The organism is uncultured Tenacibaculum sp. (assembly GCF_947499065.1).
Taxonomy (GTDB): Bacteria; Bacteroidota; Bacteroidia; order Flavobacteriales; family Flavobacteriaceae; genus Polaribacter.
The window spans coordinates 162,436-178,680 of record NZ_CANMMT010000007.1; the positions used below are offsets into that span (position 1 = coordinate 162,436).

Sequence of the window (16,245 nt, forward strand, 5' to 3'; positions counted from 1 at the left end):
AATAATAAAAATTACTCCTATTTATCCCCTAAAGAGGAGCGTAAAATGAATATGAATTAATAAAAGAAAAGTTATTATGAGCACAGAATTCAATAACATTTCATTCGACATGCCGAAAACACAATCGAATGCCATTAAAGTAATTGGTGTTGGTGGGGGAGGAAGTAATGCAGTAAACCACATGTATAGTAAACAAATTCACGGAGTAGATTTCGTAATTTGTAATACTGATGCACAAGCACTAGAAAATAGTCCAATACCTAACAAAGTTCAGTTAGGAGCTCACTTAACTTCAGGGTTAGGAGCAGGGGCAAATCCAGAGGTTGGAGCACAAGCAGCAGCTGAGAGTATACAAGAAATTCAGCAAATGTTAAGTACACATACTAAGATGGTTTTTATAACTGCTGGTATGGGAGGTGGTACTGGAACTGGAGCAGCTCCTATTATTGCTAAAATAGCAAAAGATATGGATATTTTAACGGTAGGAATCGTTACAATGCCATTTCAGTTTGAAGGAAGAATGCGCTCAAAACAAGCTCAGAAAGGAATTGATGAATTACGTGATAATGTAGATTCATTAATTGTAATTAATAACAATAAATTACGTGAGGTTTATGGTAATTTAGGTTTCAAAGCAGGTTTTTCAAAAGCTGATGAAGTTTTAGCTACGGCAGCAAAAGGTATTGCGGAAGTAATTACACATCACTATAAACAAAATATCGATTTACATGATGCTAAAACGGTATTGTCAAACAGTGGTACTGCTATTATGGGATCAGCAAAAGAAGCAGGAGCTAATCGTGCTAAAAATGCAATAGTAAAAGCTTTAGATTCACCATTATTAAACGACAATAAAATTACTGGTGCTAAGAATGTATTGTTGTTAATAGTTTCAGGAGCAAATGAAGTAACTTTAGATGAGATAGGAGAAATTAATGACTATATACAAACTGAGGCAGGTTATGATGCTAATATCATTATGGGTATTGGAGAAGATGAAACCTTAGAAGATGGTATAGCTGTTACTATTGTGGCTACTGGTTTTACGGCAGATCAGCAAGGAACAATAACAAATACTGAGGTAAAGAAAATTGTTCATACTTTAGAAGATGAGCAAAAAGCAACTTATAGTTTTGGAGAAAAGAAAATAGAAACAGCTCCTAGTATAGACGAACCTTTAACTGTTAAGCCTAAAAATGAAAAGGTAGTACATGTTTTAGAGGAGGAGGAAGAAAAAACACCAAAGTTTAACTTAATTCCTACAACTGATGTAATTAAAAATATCGATGTAGTGTATGATGAAATTGCTTTGGAATCAGTTTCTGAAGATGATTTTATCATTACGAATATAACAGAGCAAAAAGTTGAGAAGAAAGAGGTAAAACAACAACCAATTCAACAAGATCTATTATTCGATTTGCCTTTAAATTCGTATGAAGAAGTTACGCCTAACACTCGCTTAGTTGAAACTACAAAAGAAATCGAAAACATTGATGTAGTTGCTGAGAATGTGAAACCACAAACACATCAAATAGAGAAGCGTTATGTTTTAGATGATTTTGATGTACAGCCAACTATAGGAAAAAGCTCAACTCCTATTATAAAAGAAGAAGTAGAAGAGGAGTTACAATTTGAAGTTACGAGTAAAGTTCAGGAAAAAGTTAACGAAATAGAGACAACTAGTGAAGAGGTTTCTCCCTTAAGTTTAACAATTTCTGAATTACAAAAGAGAGCTCAGGAGAGACGTGAGAAGATGAAAGGCTTCAACTATAAGTTCAACGATCAGGTAAGTAAGAATATCGATGATATTGAAAAACAGCCAGCATACAAAAGGTTAGGTGTAGATATTGATTCTGGTTCAGATATCAGTAAGTCAGATACAGCTTTAAATACTGATAATAATGATTTATCACGTACCAATAATTCATTTTTACACGATAACGTAGATTAATTAAATAATAAAATATATTTTTAAATTCCCGATTTTTTCGGGAATTTTTTAATACTAAAAATAATAACTATGAGTTTGCAAAAGCAAGTAATGGATAAAATGAAAGAAGCTATGAAATCTAAAGATACAGTAGCTTTAACAGCTTTAAGAGCATTAAAGTCAGCTTTTATGTTAGCTAAAACCGAATCTGGCGCTGGTGATCTTTCAGAAGCTGAAGAATTAAAAATTATACAAAAACAAGTAAAACAACGAAAAGATAGTGCTGCTGTTTTTTCAGAGCAAGGTAGAGAAGATTTAGCTGAACCAGAATTAGCTGAAGCAGCAATATTAGAGCAGTTTTTACCTGAAGCACTTTCGGAAGAAGAGATAGAGAAAGTTGTAAAAGAAACAATTGAAAAAGTCGGAGCTGAAGGAATGAAAGATATGGGTAAAGTAATGGGGATTGTTTCAAAACAATTAGCTGGACAAGCTGATGGGAAAATAATTTCAACTATAGTCCGTAAAAATTTAGGATAACTAAATGGGCCCAGTAGTTCAACTGGATAGAATATCAGATTTCGGCTCTGACGGTTAGAGGTTCGAATCCTCTCTGGGTCACAAAATAAAAAGCAGTAGAAGTTGTTCTACTGCTTTTTTTAGGGAAAAAGAAAAAGGGGTACACTCTCTTTTGAGTGAGCAATAAAAGTATAAAACAAGTATTTTAAATTATGTAACATTTGTTACATAAGAGATGTTTATTTTTGATGATATGAAATATTTTTCAATAATAAAATTCACAGGAGTTTTCCTAAGTTTCTTAGGGGTAGGGATAAATATTGTAGAAAGAATTTATGTTACTGTTTTTAATAAGCCAATTTTTGTACATTTTTATTTAGTAAAGAAAAAACTTCCGAAGAAAAAGAAAGCTTTTTTAGTAGAGAATGTGTCTTTTTATGCTAGACTTAATAAAAAGGAAAAAGAATATTTTGAGCATAGGTTAGTACATTTTTTTAGAGAGTATGATTTTATAGAAAGAGGAGATATAGAGTTAACACCAGAGATTAAAGTTTTGATAGCATCTTCTTATGTAAAATTGACTTTTGGTATGAGAAGATACATAACCACAACTTTCGATAAGATTATAATCTATCCTAAAAGTTTTTATTCACTATCAACAAAAAAATATCATAAAGGAGAATTCAATCCTCGATTTAAAACAATAGCTTTTTCATGGGAAGATTTTTTGTTAGGAGAAATTATTGTAAATGATAATTTAAACTTAGGAATTCATGAGTTTGCACATGCATTAACTTTTCATGGAAGCAAATCGAAAGATGTAAGTGCAAAAATATTCTATAAAGTATTTGTAGAAATAGTAAGTTTTATGAATGATAAAAGTAATGTAGAACTTATAAAAAAATCTAATTATTTTAGAGATTACGCCTTTACAAATAAATTAGAGTTTGTATCAGTAATTATGGAGCATTTTTTTGAAACACCGGAAGATTTACAAAAAAAATTTCCGGTGTTATATAAGAAAATTAAAATAATGTTGAATTATAAGTATATCAACTTATAATTCTAATATTTTTATTTGATTACGGTGTAATTCTATTTTTTCTTGTTTTTCAAGAGCTTTTAATAAACGAGAAATAACAACTCTAGAAGTATGTAAGTCATTAGCAATTTGTTGATGTGTAGAAGATATAACTACATTGTTGGTAACCATTGCTTTGTCCTTAAGATATTTGTATAATCGATCGTGCATGTTTAAAAAAGCAATAGAATCAACTGCTTCAATAAATTCATTAAGTCGTGAATGATAACTTTGTAAAATATATTCCTGCCAGCTTTTGTATTTACTAAGCCATTCAGACATTTTATTTTTAGGTATCATCAATAGTTTGATATCTGTTTCAGCTACAGCTTTAATTTTACTTTTAGTTTCTCCCATACAACAAGAAAGCGTCATAGCACAAGTATCACCTTTTTCTATATAATATAGCACAAGTTCATCACCGTCTTTATCTTCTCTTAATATCTTAATGGCACCGCTAATTATTAAGGGAATAGAAACCATATAACTATCAACATCAATAATAATAGTATTGGCTTCAAATTCTTTGTAAACAGCTAAATTTGAGATTTCATTAATTAATTCATCTTCAAATATGTATCCGTAGTGTTTTTTTAAATCTAGTATCAATTTTGTCTTTGTTTTCAAGGGATAATTTACAAAGAAATAAAATAAAATGATATGATTTTAATCAGTTTTTCTGAGGGATTTATTTCTGAAATTTGATATAGAAATTAATAATAAAATCATATAAAAATGAAAAAAAGAACGCCAGTATCAGTTATTATGAGTAAAAATGTAATTACGTTAAGTAGTAGAGATGATTTATTACGTGCTGAAGAATTATTTAAAAAAGAACGTATAAGACATATTCCTGTAGTAACTGGTTCAGAAATAAAAGGAATGTTAAGTTATACAGATTTACTAAGAATTAGCTTTGCCGACGCTATAAATGATGATGAAACAGATGTTGATACAGTAGTATATAACATGTTTACTATTGATCAAGTAATGGCTAAAAATTTAGTAACGGTTAGCTCATCAACAACAATTAAAGAAGTAGCAGAGATTTTATCTAAAAAAGAGTTTCATGCATTACCGGTGGTTGATGAAGGTAAATTAGTTGGGATTGTTACCACTACTGATTTGATTTATTACCTGTTAGAACAATTTTAAAAGTAAGGAATATCCTTACTTATATTACGGTTTTTTTGAGTCAGGCTTGTTTTTAATAATTTATTTTTGAGAAAATAAAATACTTTATTATGTTAAAAAACTTATCAAACTTAGGTTCAGTTTTAAATAAATCAGAACAAAAATCTATTAAAGGAGGTTGGATTTATATTATGTGTTTAACATGTGAGCCTCTTCCAGATGGTTATGTTTGTATGAATAAGCCTTTTTGTGGTGATCCAACTTAAAAAAGATAAAATCTACTATTTTTAAGGTTTTAGTAGAGAAAATTAAAGGCAATTTTAGTTAATAAAATTGCCTTTATATATTTTAAACTTAATTAATAATATCTTTTAAGTTTGAGATTGTTTCGGTAGGATTATCACTTTTAAAAACAAAACTACCTGCAACTAAAACATCAGCACCAGCTTCAATAAGTTTATTGGCATTTTGATCACTTACGCCTCCATCAATTTCAATTTTACACTTAGAACTTGTAAACTCTATTAAGTGTTTTAATTGAGAAACTTTTTTGTAAGTATTTTCTATAAAAGATTGTCCACCAAAACCGGGATTAACACTCATAATGCATACCAAGTCTAAATCTTCAATAATATCTTCTAATACAGCTATTGGAGTATGAGGGTTTAATGCAACTCCAGCTTTCATTCCTGCAGCTTTAATTGCTTGTATTGTTCTGTGTAAATGTGTACAAGCTTCGTAGTGTACTGTTAAAATATCTGCTCCTAATTCTGCAAAAGTATTAATATATCTATCTGGATCTACAATCATTAAATGTACATCAATAGTTTTATTTGCGTGCTTAGATATTGCTTTTAAAACAGGCATTCCAAAAGAAATGTTAGGAACAAATACGCCGTCCATAATATCAATATGAAACCAATCGGCTTTACTGTTGTTAACCATTTCTACATCTCGTTGTAGATTTCCAAAATCAGCTGCTAAAATTGAAGGAGCTACTAGTTTTTCCATTGTATTTTGTTGTGTTGTTGTGAGTGGCAAATATAGTTAAAACTATAAAGTGAATAAAAAAGAAAACTCTCGAGTAATCGAGAGTTTTTTATTATATAAAACATATAGTTATATAACTATAGCTGTTAGTTTTTAACCTAAGTAAGTCATTAAGATTTTGCTTCGAGATGTATGCTTTAATCTACGAATGGCTTTTTCTTTAATTTGTCTTACACGCTCACGAGTTAAATCGAAAGTTTCACCAATTTCTTCCAAAGTCATTGGTTGGTGTTCACCTAAACCAAAGTATAATTTAACAACATCAGCTTCACGAGGAGTTAATGTTTCTAAGGCACGGTTAATTTCAATGCGTAAAGATTCGTGTAATAAAGTTCTATCTGGATTTGGAGATTCACCTGAGTTTAATACATCATATAAGTTAGAATCTTCACCTTCAATTAATGGAGCATCCATAGATACGTGACGTCCAGAGTTTTTCATAGACTCTTTTACATCGTTAACAGTCATGTCTAATTTCTTAGCAATCTCTTCAGGACTTGGAGGTCTTTCATTTTCTTGCTCTAAGAAAGCATACATTTTATTGATTTTATTAATAGAACCAATTTTGTTTAAAGGTAAACGTACAATACGAGATTGCTCAGCTAAAGCTTGTAGTATAGATTGACGAATCCACCAAACTGCATAAGAGATAAATTTAAAACCACGAGTTTCATCGAAACGTTTAGCAGCTTTAATTAAACCTAAATTACCTTCATTAATTAAATCAGGTAAAGTTAATCCTTGGTTTTGATATTGTTTCGCTACAGAAACTACAAAACGTAAGTTAGCTTTAGTTAGTTTTTCTAAGGCTCTTTGGTCACCAGCTTTTATTCTTTGTGCTAATTCAACTTCTTCATCGGCAGTAATTAAGTCTACCTTTCCTATTTCCTGTAAATATTTATCTAAAGATGCGGTTTCTCTATTGGTAACCTGTTTTGTAATCTTAAGTTGTCTCATGTAATTACGAAATATTTTTAATTATCTATTGGCTTACATATTCTTATACGTAAGATGTTATATTAATGTTACAAAAAGAGAGAATTTTTTTATAAAATTTTTCAATTTGTTAAAGAATTGTTAATTTCGAACTTTGAAGAGAAAAATAAAAGTGACTTCTTCTAAAATAAAGTGTCTAAATAACAAGTCTAATTATAACCATAAGGAAATCAAACTTAGCCCTTGAAAAGTCTTGATGCTACAAAATTTAGTGATGAAGAGTTGGTTGCTAAAATAGTGGAGAAAAATGATACCCATTTATTCGCTGTTTTATACGACCGCTATGCTGCTGTTGTATATAACAAGTGCTATGGTTTTTCTAAGAGCAAAGAAGAAGCTCAAGACTTAACCCACGATGTTTTTATACGCCTATTTGTAAAACTAAGAACTTTCAAAGGAAGATCTAAGTTTTCTACATGGCTATATTCTTTTACTTATAATTTCTGTGTAAATTACGTGCAAAGAAATAAAGAAAAGAAAAAGGAAAGAGTAACAGTAGTAACAGACCAAATTAAAGAAGAAACTAACGAAGATGAAATAGATGATGCTGATTTATTTGAGTTAAAATCTGATAAATTAGCTAAAGCACTCGAAATGATATCTCCTTCGGAGAAAATGATTTTATTAATGAAATATCAAGATGATATGTCTATTAAAGAAATCTCAGTATTATTAGAGTTGGGAGATAGCGCCGTAAAAATGCGTTTAAAAAGAGCCAAAGAAAAAGTAGTAAAAGCGTATAACAAATTGTAATAATTATGGATAATCCATTTAAGAAAATATTACATAGTGAAGAGTTGCCAGAGGTACTTAAAGAAAAAGTGCTTAACGATGTGGCAATGATTAAGCTTTCAATAGATATGGCTGATTTATTTGTGGTAAAATACCCGAATACAATAGCTGATTTATTAGGAGGAGGTACGCCTAAAAAAGAATCTGAAGAAGAAAATAACCAAAACTAAATATATACAACCATAACACACTATCATTATGAACGCCTTGCAAGTAGATATTTTAAAACCTTTTAAAGATATTTTCCAGAATGCTGTAGACTCATTACCTACAGTGGTAGGATTTATCGGCTTTGTAATTGTTGCCTGGATAATTATTAAAGTATTTTTATACATAGTTAGAAAAGCTTTAGCAAAAACTAAAATAGATGAATGGTCTAAAAAATTAAGAAAAACTGAGATTTTTGGAAATAGTACTATTAATATAGTATTAACCAATGTGATTTTAGCCGTATTAAAATGGTTTTTAATATTAACATTTGTTATGGCAGGTTCTAATATTTTTGGACTTAATGTAGTTTCTGAAGGAATACAAAACTTTTTTGCGTATTTACCTAAACTATTAACAGCTCTTGGAATTTTTGTTGCTGGTGCGTATTTAGGTACTGTTGTAAAGAAGGCTATTCAATCAATGTTTAAATCACTAGAAATTTCTGGAGGCAATTTAGTTGGGAATATAGCGTTTTACTTAATAGTTGTATTTTTATCAATAACAGCGTTAGATCAAGCAGGAGTAGATACTTCTGTTATAAAAAGTAACTTAACTCTGTTAATAGGTTCAGTTCTTTTAGCTTTTACAATAGCTTTTGGTTTAGGTGCAAGAGATGCAGTTTCTAGATTGCTTTTTGGTTACTATTCAAGAAAGAATATAGGAATCGGTGAAAAAGTAGTGATAGGAGATGTAGAAGGAGTAGTTACAGCGATAGATAATATATGCTTTACAGTAACAACAGTAGATGGTAAAATTGTTTTACCTATCAAAGATGTGGTAAACAGTAAAATAATTATAAAAAAATAACGTATTAACTTTTTTTTTATATATTTGGCAAATATATTATATTAAAGAAAGATAATTTTAAGAAATGATAGATTTCGGGGGACTTCTATCTTATAGGTGAAGATTTATTCTTTACTAATTAAATGGCCATTGAGAAATGGTCATTTTTTTTTGTGCTTATTTTGTGACCATATAAAAATTAAAGTGTCTAAATAACTAGAGATAGGTATCGGGGGGCATCTATCTTTTTAAGTAAGTAAAGAATGGTTTTTGGAAACAAAAACCATTCGTTTTTTATAAAATAGTTTTTAAATAGGTAAAAAAAATTGTGACCTAAACTTATTTTAAGTGTCTTATAAGGTAGAAGAGAAAAGGAAATATAATTTTTTAAATTATAGCCATAAAAAAACAGCTAATTAATTAGCTGTTTTTTTTTATTGTTTTATTATTCAAAAGAGAGATGTAAGAAAACTCCTCTTGTTCCCAAAAAGTCAATTGGGTCTGTCCATTGACTAGGATTTCTGTTATCGTATTTAAGTTCATTGTTTACAGCAAAGACTCCTCTTATAGAAGGAGAGAATTTGAAGTAGCTAAGATAAAAATCAACCCCAATACCTATTTCATACATAAAGTTACTAGTGGTTGTTCTAAATTCACCAGCAAAATTATCATCACTATTATTTTCATTACTAGAAAAATTATAGTCATAAGAAATTCCTCCTAATACATAAGGTCTTATATTGTTAAGTCTATTGGTACTTAATTTTAAAATTAAAGGTAAGTGTAAATAAGTGGCTCCAACTTCTCTTGTCCTTACATTATCAGCTCCAGCAATATGCTTAAAAGTTAATGTTTTGGTGTTAGACATTAAACCAGGTTCAAATCGTAAGTTTACATTGTTGTGTAATCTTAAATCAGCAATTAATCCTACATTAAATCCAACAGAAGAACTTACTTCTACTTCAGCATTGTTAAACCCACTAGGTTTATATGCAACTTTATATCCGTTACTATTTAAGCCTAAATAAAATCCATAATGAAATAGAGGTTTATCAAAACTTGGTAAATTCAGTACTTTTTCTTGTTGAGCTTGAGAAGAAATTGAAATGATTCCAAGGATTCCGAAAAGTAAAAGTTTTTTTAGCATACTATTTTAAAGCGGTATAAATTGATGCAACTCCAAAAGTTACAGGTAAATTCTTTGCATTCTTAAACCCATTTTTTTGTAAAATATTGTTGAAAGCTTCTCCAAAAGGAAAAGAATTAGCACTTTCAGATAAATATGAGTAAGCAACTTTATCTTTAGAAAAGATTTTTCCTATAACTGGTAAAATAAAATTAGTGTAGAACTTATACCCTTGTTTAAAAGGAAACTTAGTAGGATTTGATGTTTCTAAAACAACAAATTTACCACCAGGTTTTAGTACTCGAAGTATTTCTTTTAATCCTTTATCTAAGTTTTCAAAATTTCTTACACCAAAAGAAACAGTAATAGCATCAAAGGTATTGTCTTCAAAAGGGATGTTTTCACTATCGCCAACAATCATTTCTATTTTTTCAGACAAGTTAGCTTTTGCTACTTTTTGTTTTCCAACCTCTAACATTCCAGCAGAAATGTCTAAACCAACGATTCTTTGTGGTTTTAACGCAGACATCATTAAGGCTAAATCACCTGTGCCAGTTGCTATATCTAATATTTGTTGAGGGTTGTTTTCACCAACTAGCTTTACAACTTTTTTTCGCCAGCTTACATCAATTCCTAAAGAAATAACTCGGTTTAATCCGTCATAATCTTCAGAAATATTGTCAAACATTTTAGCTACTTGTTCTTTCTTTCCTAATTCAGAATCTTTATATGGTTTGATGCTTTTTGACATTTGATTTTTTTTACAATAAGATTATCCGTTAATAGCTACTACTTCGCTAATTTGGTTTGGAAGCATTTCTTTAAGCATTGTTTCTATACCGTTTTTCAAAGTAACTGTAGATGATGGGCATCCGCTACAAGCACCTTGCAAAATAACACTTACTTGTTTTGAATTTTCATCATATGATTGAAATGCTATGTTTCCACCATCAGAAGCAACCGCTGGTTTGATATACTCGTTTAAAATATCAACAATTTTAGCTTCAATATCGGTTAAATCTTCTTTTGGAATTTCAACGTTTTGTTTTGTTTGTTTCTTAGGAAGTTCTTTGATAATAGTTTTTCCTTCTTGTAAATATTCTCTAATAAAAGTTCGTACTTCTTGGTATACCTCAGTCCATTCAATCATATCATATTTAGTAATAGATATGTAGTTTTCAGAAATAAAAATTTCTTTTACAAAAGGAAAAGTGAATAATTGTTGTGCTAAAGGAGATGATTTACTTGCCTCTTCAATATTTTGAAATTCAACATCTGTTTGTGTAAGAGCTTTGTTAGTTCCAAATTTCATTACAGCTGGATTTGGTGTAACCTCTGCATATACTTCAACAGGGTCTTTTTTAGTAGTTTCTTCCGTTACTACAGATTTTCCTTCTTGTAAGTAGTTTTCTATTTGTTCACGAACTTCTTCTTCTACATCATCCCATTGAACAATATCATATCTTTGAATAGCAATAAAATTTGCTGTAACTAATACCTTTTTTACAAAAGGAAGGTAAAAAAGTTTTTGCGCTAAAGGTGAGTTTTTAGCTTCGTCTATATTATTAAACTCATAACTACCTCCATTTACTAGAATGGTATTACTAATAAACTTTAGTATTGTTTCGTTATTTGTTTCTTGTATATTTATTTTAATTGAACTCATAAGTTGTAAAATGAAGTGCAAAATTACGGTAAAAAACTGATATATGTATATATAAAAAGTCCTGCTTAAGCAGGACTTTTTTGTTCTTTATTTTTTTTAAACTATAAACTAAAAGTAATAGTTCCAGAAATTCGTGTAGTGTTGTTATTCAATTCAATAGGGTTTACATTAACGTTTGATGAATTATATATGTTATAAGGACTATTGTTTTCTGATTTACGATATGCTAAGTCAAATTTAAAATCGCCAAAATTATAACCTAAACCTAAAGAATATCCTTTTGTATGATCTTTACTTAATGCGTTTTTAAAAGGGCTCTCTTCAAAATGATAACCACCTCTAATGCTCATTCTATCGAAGCGCCATTCAGTACCAATATTTAAAGAGTGTGCGTTTTTAAAATCATTAACAAAGTTTTGATTTGCAGTTATAAAAGCTGGGTCATTTTCTTGATATTTTGTTCCGCTATAATCTCTATATGTGTAATCTGCACTAATCAATCCTTTTTTTCCAAAAACTATTGCAGCACTTGCAGTTAATCTACTAGGAGTTCTTAGTTTAAATACATTAGAACTAAATTGTTCACCACTATTAACATCTGTAGCTTGATTTGAAGCAGAAATATCTGTGTAACCTAACCAATCATCATATCTAGCATTGTTAGGGTCAAAAACATTTAAATTACTTTCTTCAAATACTTCTGGATACCAAGTAGGTGTTTCATAAGCTAAACCAAAACGAAAAGCTTGATTTACTTTATATATAAAACCAGCACTTAATGAAATTCCATTTCCTTCAAAAAAACTATCTTGAATATTTAAAGCGTTTAAAGTATTGCCATTAGTATCTTGGTTTGTTTCTCTTAATCTTGTTACTTGACCGAATCTAAAACGATGAAATTTTATACTTGCTCCTGCAAATAATTTGTTTTGATGTACAGCTGAGAATCCCATTTCTAAAATAGAACTTTCTCCTGTAGTAGTGTTGGTAAATCGTTGTTCTTGTCCATTGTTAAACTGATTAGATGTATCATCTGGGTGTTCATTAAATAAAGCTTGCCCACTATTACCTCTAGAAGAAAAAGAGTTTTCAAAATCGCTTTTAAGTCTATAGTTAATATTTAAAGAAAAACGATTCCAATCAGAACTATGTGCAGAATCAAAAGATAAAATAGCACCTGCTTGAGAAATATTTAAATAATTGTCACTAGTATTTGTGTTAGTTCCATAATATGAAGCTAAATATTCAGTGTTTCGATTGTTAAGAGTAGCAGAAAAAATACTTTTTTGAGCAACAGCTCCTCCTGCTGGATTGATACTTATAGCAGAAACATCTGCACCAAGTGCTCCAAAAGCGCCACTCATAGCTTCAAAACGAGCTGTTCCAAAACTATCATCTTTTGAAAAAAGTATCCCCATATCATTGTATCCTAAAGATTGAGAATAGGCAGTATAAGTACTAGCGATAATTATCGCAAAAGTTAAAATTCGTTTCATGTCTTTGTCAATTAGTTTAAAAACTTATTTAGGTAGGGTTGGTTAAATTTATCTACGTCTGCTACTTCTTGAGCTACTTCTACCACTAGAATAACTTCTGCTAGAAGAGCTACTTCTTGATGGTGTAGAGTAACTACGAGTACTTCTCGATGGAGTTGAATAGCTTCTTGAGCTTCTACTTCTTGTTGGAGCAGAATAACTTCTAGAACTTCTTGTAGATCTATTTGTTGTTGCTTTGGAAGATTTGTATCCGCCTGTTTTATAACTTCTACTATTACTTCTTGTATTATAACTGCTACCACGAGTACTTCTGGTATTACTTGAAGTTCTATTACCTCTAGTGTATCTGTTTGAACTTCTTGAAGTGCCACGTGTGTTATATCCTCTTGTACTTCTTGTAGATCTTCCTCTAGAATTATAGCTACGTGTAGATCTTCTGTTTGTTGAGTTGTATCCACGAGTATTACTTCTTGTGCTTCTTGCAGATCTAGTACTTCTGGTGTTGCGACGAGTAGAATAGCTTCTGTTATTTCTTGAGTAAGCATTTGATGATCTTCTTGATACTGAAGTACCTCTTCGTCCAGTAGTATATCCTCTTCTGTAAGCAGAAGCAGTTCTGTACCCTCTATATGGGTTTGCTCCTCTGTAAGGTCTATAATATCTATTATTGTAATATGGTCCGTAAAAGTGATTTCTGTAAAAAGGAGGGCAATAAAAAGAATTGTAAAAACCTCCTATTCCAACATAAACACCAGTGTTATATGGATGCCAATAAGAATTAAATCCCCAATAACGAGTTCTCCACCAAGGACCATAGTATCCGTAATCAAAGAAAGGATCCCAACCCCAAGCATTATAATAGCCCCATCTTGGTGAGGTATTAATGTTAATTACAACATCGCTACTATTTGTGTTGTATCCCCAAGGAGAGTTAGAATTATAAGTAATATTAGTTTCTTGCTCTTCTTCATTAATAATATCCTCTTCAGGATTGAAATCAGAATCATCAGATTTGTAACTTTCAATATCTGTAAAAATATCTGTTCCGTTTAATGCATCTAAACGCTCAACTTCTTGTGTAAAATAGTTATCGTTGTATTCTTTGTAATCTTTTTTGTCAGTAACAACAACTCTGCGTTCAGTTTCTATTTCTTGATCATCAGCATAAATGCCATCATCACTACCGGCAACCGTTTGGACTGTTCCGCAAGAAACAATTGTAGTAATCATTAAAAATGATATAATATATAAAGGAAGCTTGGTGTGGTAGTAATGTAACTTCATGTCTTATGTTTTTAGATTAGAACTAGCTTAATAAAAAACTGAAATGCAAAAAACAATTTCTTTGTTGGGCTTGTAGCCTTTTTAATGTAGTTTTGCAAATACAATTTTACGCATAAAAAATAACAATTTTTGTGCCAAACTTTTAATTATGAGCAAACATTTAACAAAAAGAGCAGAAGATTACTCTAAATGGTATAACGAATTAATTGTAAAAGCTGATTTAGCTGAAAATTCAGCAGTAAGAGGATGTATGGTAATAAAGCCTTATGGTTTTGCAATTTGGGAAAAAATGCAGGCAGAATTAGACAGAATGTTTAAGGAAACTGGTCATGAAAATGCATATTTCCCCTTGTTCGTGCCTAAAAGTTTGTTTGAAGCTGAAGAGAAAAATGCAGAAGGTTTTGCAAAAGAGTGTGCAGTAGTTACTCACTATCGTTTACAAAATGATCCTGATAATGAAGGGAAGTTACGTGTAGATCCTGAAGCTAAATTAGAAGAAGAGCTAGTAGTTCGTCCTACTTCTGAAGCTATTATTTGGAATACATATAAAGGATGGATACAGTCATATAGAGATTTACCTTTATTAATTAATCAATGGGCAAATGTAGTTCGTTGGGAAATGCGTACACGTTTATTTTTACGTACTGCAGAGTTCTTATGGCAAGAAGGTCATACAGCTCATGCAACTAAAGCAGAAGCTGTTTCAGAATCTGAGCAAATGCAAGAAGTATATGCAACATTTGCAGAGAATTTTATGGCAATGCCAGTAGTTAAAGGAGCAAAATCTGAAAGTGAGCGTTTCGCAGGAGCAGATAATACCTTAACTATAGAAGCGTTAATGCAAGATGGTAAAGCATTACAAGCTGGTACATCTCACTTTTTAGGGCAAAACTTTGCAAAAGCATTTGATGTAAAGTATACCTCTAAAGAAGGAAAGCAAGAGCATGTTTGGGCTACTTCTTGGGGAGTTTCAACTCGTTTAATTGGAGGATTGATTATGACGCACTCTGATGATGCAGGTTTAGTATTACCTCCTAAATTAGCTCCAATTCAAGTAGTAATTGTACCTATATATAAAGGAGAAGAGCAATTAGAAGCAATTTCAGAAAAAGTTGATGTAATTGTTAAAGAATTAAGAAAGAAAGGGATTTCTGTTAAATTTGATAATAGAGATACTTTTAGACCTGGAGCAAAATTTGCTGAATACGAATTAAAAGGTGTTCCAGTAAGAATAGCTATGGGTAAACGTGATTTAGAAAATGGAACAGTTGAAGTAGCTAGACGTGATACTTTCGAAAAGCAAACAGTTGCTAGGGAAGAAGTAGTAGATGTTGTAGAAAGTTTATTAAACGAGATACAAGAGAGCTTATTTAAAAAAGCTTTAGATTATAGAGATAGTCATATTACAGAAGTAGATACATTTGAAGAGTTTAAAGATGTAATAGAAAATAAAGGAGGTTTTGTGTCTGCTCACTGGGATGGTACTATTGAAACAGAAGATAAAATTAAAGAATTAACTAAAGCAACAATTAGGTGTATTCCTAACGATGCAAAAGAAGAAGCTGGAAAATGTGTTTTTTCAGGAAAAGAATCGACTAAAAGAGTTCTTTTTGCCAAAGCATATTAAAAAAAAGCCCTGCTAAAAAGCAGGGCTTTTTTTTGCCTCTTAGTTTCAATATAATATTAGCTTACAACTCTCAGGATAAAAATTAAAATAACTTCCTTTTCTTTTAAAATTTGATAAGTTTTTTTATTTTTATGAAAATCAGTTATTTATATAGTTAAGCTCTAAGAGCTATTTTTAACAAGTGAAAAAAATCACTTAAAAAGTAAAAAAAAGTGAAAAAAGCTTTTGGTAAATAAAAAACTGTTTCTATATTTGCACCCGCAATCGCAAAATGATTGTTCTGGTCCGTTCGTCTAGGGGTTAGGACGCCAGGTTTTCATCCTGGTAACACGGGTTCGATTCCCGTACGGACTACAAAGTTAATTGACATTTATAAAGAGTTTAATTATATTTATAATTGGAAAATTAAAAACAAAATTATTGCAAATATAAAAAGTTATTGTATATTTGCACCCGCAATCAAAACGATTGTTTTGGTCCGTTCGTCTAGGGGTTAGGACGCCAGGTTTTCATCCTGGTAACACGGGTTCGATTCCCGTACGGACTACAAA

General features: G+C 30.6%; 17 protein-coding genes and 3 tRNA genes. 12 read left to right on the plus strand and 8 right to left on the minus strand.

Annotation, left to right across the window (positions count from 1 at the left end):
• Nucleotides 1–76 precede the first annotated feature (76 nt).
• The 4 genes from ftsZ (at nt 77) to Q0958_RS14620 (ending at nt 3,509) form a co-directional block, all read left to right on the plus strand.
• Nucleotides 77–1,951, plus strand: a complete 1,875-nt coding sequence (gene ftsZ, locus Q0958_RS14605) for a cell division protein FtsZ (protein ID WP_299124338.1) — start codon at nt 77–79, stop codon at nt 1,949–1,951.
• Between the two features lie 69 nt (nt 1,952–2,020).
• Entirely contained in the window at nt 2,021–2,467 is a 447-nt protein-coding gene (locus Q0958_RS14610) for a GatB/YqeY domain-containing protein (protein ID WP_299124340.1), read from the plus strand.
• Between the two features lie 7 nt (nt 2,468–2,474).
• A tRNA-Arg gene (locus Q0958_RS14615) sits at nt 2,475–2,548 on the plus strand.
• 151 nt (nt 2,549–2,699) lie between these two features.
• Nucleotides 2,700–3,509 carry a zinc-dependent peptidase gene (locus tag Q0958_RS14620; RefSeq protein ID WP_299124342.1) on the plus strand — a complete coding sequence of 270 codons (810 nt, stop codon included), beginning with the start codon at nt 2,700–2,702 and terminating at the stop codon, nt 3,507–3,509.
• Here Q0958_RS14620 and Q0958_RS14625 read toward each other — a convergent pair.
• Complete coding sequence (locus Q0958_RS14625; protein WP_299124344.1) at nt 3,504–4,136, minus strand: Crp/Fnr family transcriptional regulator; 633 nt, start codon at nt 4,134–4,136, stop codon at nt 3,504–3,506. The genes Q0958_RS14620 and Q0958_RS14625 overlap by 6 nt on opposite strands.
• A gap of 126 nt (nt 4,137–4,262) precedes the next feature.
• Between Q0958_RS14625 and Q0958_RS14630 the strand changes: the two genes are divergently transcribed.
• Together Q0958_RS14630 and Q0958_RS14635 are read left to right on the plus strand one after the other, a co-directional pair.
• Complete coding sequence (locus Q0958_RS14630; protein WP_299124345.1) at nt 4,263–4,682, plus strand: CBS domain-containing protein; 420 nt, start codon at nt 4,263–4,265, stop codon at nt 4,680–4,682.
• An 89-nt stretch (nt 4,683–4,771) separates the two neighbouring features.
• Complete coding sequence (locus Q0958_RS14635) at nt 4,772–4,927, plus strand: hypothetical protein (RefSeq protein WP_299124347.1); 156 nt, start codon at nt 4,772–4,774, stop codon at nt 4,925–4,927.
• An 88-nt stretch (nt 4,928–5,015) separates the two neighbouring features.
• Here the strand turns inward: Q0958_RS14635 and rpe are convergent, their stop codons facing one another.
• Nucleotides 5,016–5,672 (minus strand): ribulose-phosphate 3-epimerase, encoded by a 657-nt coding sequence (gene rpe / locus Q0958_RS14640; RefSeq protein WP_150900999.1) that lies wholly within the window; start codon nt 5,670–5,672, stop codon nt 5,016–5,018.
• Nucleotides 5,673–5,804: 132 nt separating this feature from the next.
• Nucleotides 5,805–6,668 (minus strand): sigma-70 family RNA polymerase sigma factor, encoded by an 864-nt coding sequence (locus tag Q0958_RS14645; RefSeq protein ID WP_058884193.1) that lies wholly within the window; start codon nt 6,666–6,668, stop codon nt 5,805–5,807.
• Between the two features lie 222 nt (nt 6,669–6,890).
• Here Q0958_RS14645 and Q0958_RS14650 point away from each other — a divergent pair, with 222 nt between their 5' ends.
• From Q0958_RS14650 to Q0958_RS14660, 3 genes are read left to right on the plus strand one after another with little or no spacing between them, the layout of a single operon-like run.
• On the plus strand, nt 6,891–7,460 hold the full coding sequence (locus tag Q0958_RS14650; protein ID WP_150900998.1) for a sigma-70 family RNA polymerase sigma factor: 570 nt from the start codon (nt 6,891–6,893) through the stop codon (nt 7,458–7,460).
• A 5-nt stretch (nt 7,461–7,465) separates the two neighbouring features.
• A complete protein-coding gene (locus tag Q0958_RS14655) occupies nt 7,466–7,669 on the plus strand; it encodes a hypothetical protein (protein ID WP_150900997.1) in 204 nt (67 codons plus the stop codon).
• 28 nt (nt 7,670–7,697) lie between these two features.
• The gene (locus Q0958_RS14660; RefSeq protein ID WP_299124356.1) at nt 7,698–8,516 is read left to right on the plus strand and encodes a hypothetical protein; all 819 of its coding nucleotides are present in this window, start codon (nt 7,698–7,700) and stop codon (nt 8,514–8,516) included.
• 424 nt (nt 8,517–8,940) lie between these two features.
• Here Q0958_RS14660 and Q0958_RS14665 read toward each other — a convergent pair whose 3' ends face one another.
• The 5 genes from Q0958_RS14665 to Q0958_RS14685 form a co-directional block, all read right to left on the minus strand.
• On the minus strand, nt 8,941–9,642 hold the full coding sequence (locus Q0958_RS14665) for a porin family protein (protein ID WP_299124358.1): 702 nt from the start codon (nt 9,640–9,642) through the stop codon (nt 8,941–8,943).
• A gap of 1 nt (nt 9,643) precedes the next feature.
• Nucleotides 9,644–10,372 (minus strand): bifunctional demethylmenaquinone methyltransferase/2-methoxy-6-polyprenyl-1,4-benzoquinol methylase UbiE, encoded by a 729-nt coding sequence (gene ubiE / locus Q0958_RS14670; RefSeq protein WP_235274972.1) that lies wholly within the window; start codon nt 10,370–10,372, stop codon nt 9,644–9,646.
• A 21-nt stretch (nt 10,373–10,393) separates the two neighbouring features.
• On the minus strand, nt 10,394–11,287 hold the full coding sequence (locus Q0958_RS14675) for a NifU family protein (RefSeq protein WP_299124361.1): 894 nt from the start codon (nt 11,285–11,287) through the stop codon (nt 10,394–10,396).
• A 101-nt stretch (nt 11,288–11,388) separates the two neighbouring features.
• Nucleotides 11,389–12,783, minus strand: coding sequence for a hemin receptor (locus tag Q0958_RS14680; protein ID WP_299124363.1), 1,395 nt, complete (start codon nt 12,781–12,783; stop codon nt 11,389–11,391).
• A 48-nt stretch (nt 12,784–12,831) separates the two neighbouring features.
• Complete coding sequence (locus Q0958_RS14685; RefSeq protein ID WP_299124365.1) at nt 12,832–14,067, minus strand: hypothetical protein; 1,236 nt, start codon at nt 14,065–14,067, stop codon at nt 12,832–12,834.
• 148 nt (nt 14,068–14,215) lie between these two features.
• Here Q0958_RS14685 and proS point away from each other — a divergent pair, with 148 nt between their 5' ends.
• The 3 genes from proS to Q0958_RS14700 all read left to right on the plus strand — a co-directional run bounded on the left by proS (nt 14,216) and on the right by Q0958_RS14700 (nt 16,241).
• Nucleotides 14,216–15,694, plus strand: coding sequence for a proline--tRNA ligase (gene proS / locus Q0958_RS14690; protein WP_299124367.1), 1,479 nt, complete (start codon nt 14,216–14,218; stop codon nt 15,692–15,694).
• 282 nt (nt 15,695–15,976) lie between these two features.
• Nucleotides 15,977–16,048 (plus strand) — tRNA-Glu (locus tag Q0958_RS14695).
• Nucleotides 16,049–16,169: 121 nt separating this feature from the next.
• A tRNA-Glu gene (locus Q0958_RS14700) sits at nt 16,170–16,241 on the plus strand.
• Nucleotides 16,242–16,245: the final 4 nt, after the last annotated feature.

Bases quoted from the DNA above. Each gene is read 5' to 3' on its own strand.
- Q0958_RS14675 (WP_299124361.1), bottom strand. From the start codon at position 11,287: ATGAGTTCAATTAAAATAAATATACAAGAAACAAATAACGAAACAATA.
- ftsZ (WP_299124338.1), top strand. From the start codon at position 77: ATGAGCACAGAATTCAATAACATTTCATTCGACATGCCGAAAACACAA.
- Q0958_RS14685 (WP_299124365.1), bottom strand. From the start codon at position 14,067: ATGAAGTTACATTACTACCACACCAAGCTTCCTTTATATATTATATCA.
- ubiE (WP_235274972.1), bottom strand. From the start codon at position 10,372: ATGTCAAAAAGCATCAAACCATATAAAGATTCTGAATTAGGAAAGAAA.
- proS (WP_299124367.1), top strand. From the start codon at position 14,216: ATGAGCAAACATTTAACAAAAAGAGCAGAAGATTACTCTAAATGGTAT.
- Q0958_RS14635 (WP_299124347.1), top strand. From the start codon at position 4,772: ATGTTAAAAAACTTATCAAACTTAGGTTCAGTTTTAAATAAATCAGAA.
- Q0958_RS14620 (WP_299124342.1), top strand. From the start codon at position 2,700: ATGAAATATTTTTCAATAATAAAATTCACAGGAGTTTTCCTAAGTTTC.
- Q0958_RS14645 (WP_058884193.1), bottom strand. From the start codon at position 6,668: ATGAGACAACTTAAGATTACAAAACAGGTTACCAATAGAGAAACCGCA.
- Q0958_RS14660 (WP_299124356.1), top strand. From the start codon at position 7,698: ATGAACGCCTTGCAAGTAGATATTTTAAAACCTTTTAAAGATATTTTC.
- Q0958_RS14655 (WP_150900997.1), top strand. From the start codon at position 7,466: ATGGATAATCCATTTAAGAAAATATTACATAGTGAAGAGTTGCCAGAG.
- Q0958_RS14665 (WP_299124358.1), bottom strand. From the start codon at position 9,642: ATGCTAAAAAAACTTTTACTTTTCGGAATCCTTGGAATCATTTCAATT.
- rpe (WP_150900999.1), bottom strand. From the start codon at position 5,672: ATGGAAAAACTAGTAGCTCCTTCAATTTTAGCAGCTGATTTTGGAAAT.
- Q0958_RS14630 (WP_299124345.1), top strand. From the start codon at position 4,263: ATGAAAAAAAGAACGCCAGTATCAGTTATTATGAGTAAAAATGTAATT.
- Q0958_RS14610 (WP_299124340.1), top strand. From the start codon at position 2,021: ATGAGTTTGCAAAAGCAAGTAATGGATAAAATGAAAGAAGCTATGAAA.
- Q0958_RS14680 (WP_299124363.1), bottom strand. From the start codon at position 12,783: ATGAAACGAATTTTAACTTTTGCGATAATTATCGCTAGTACTTATACT.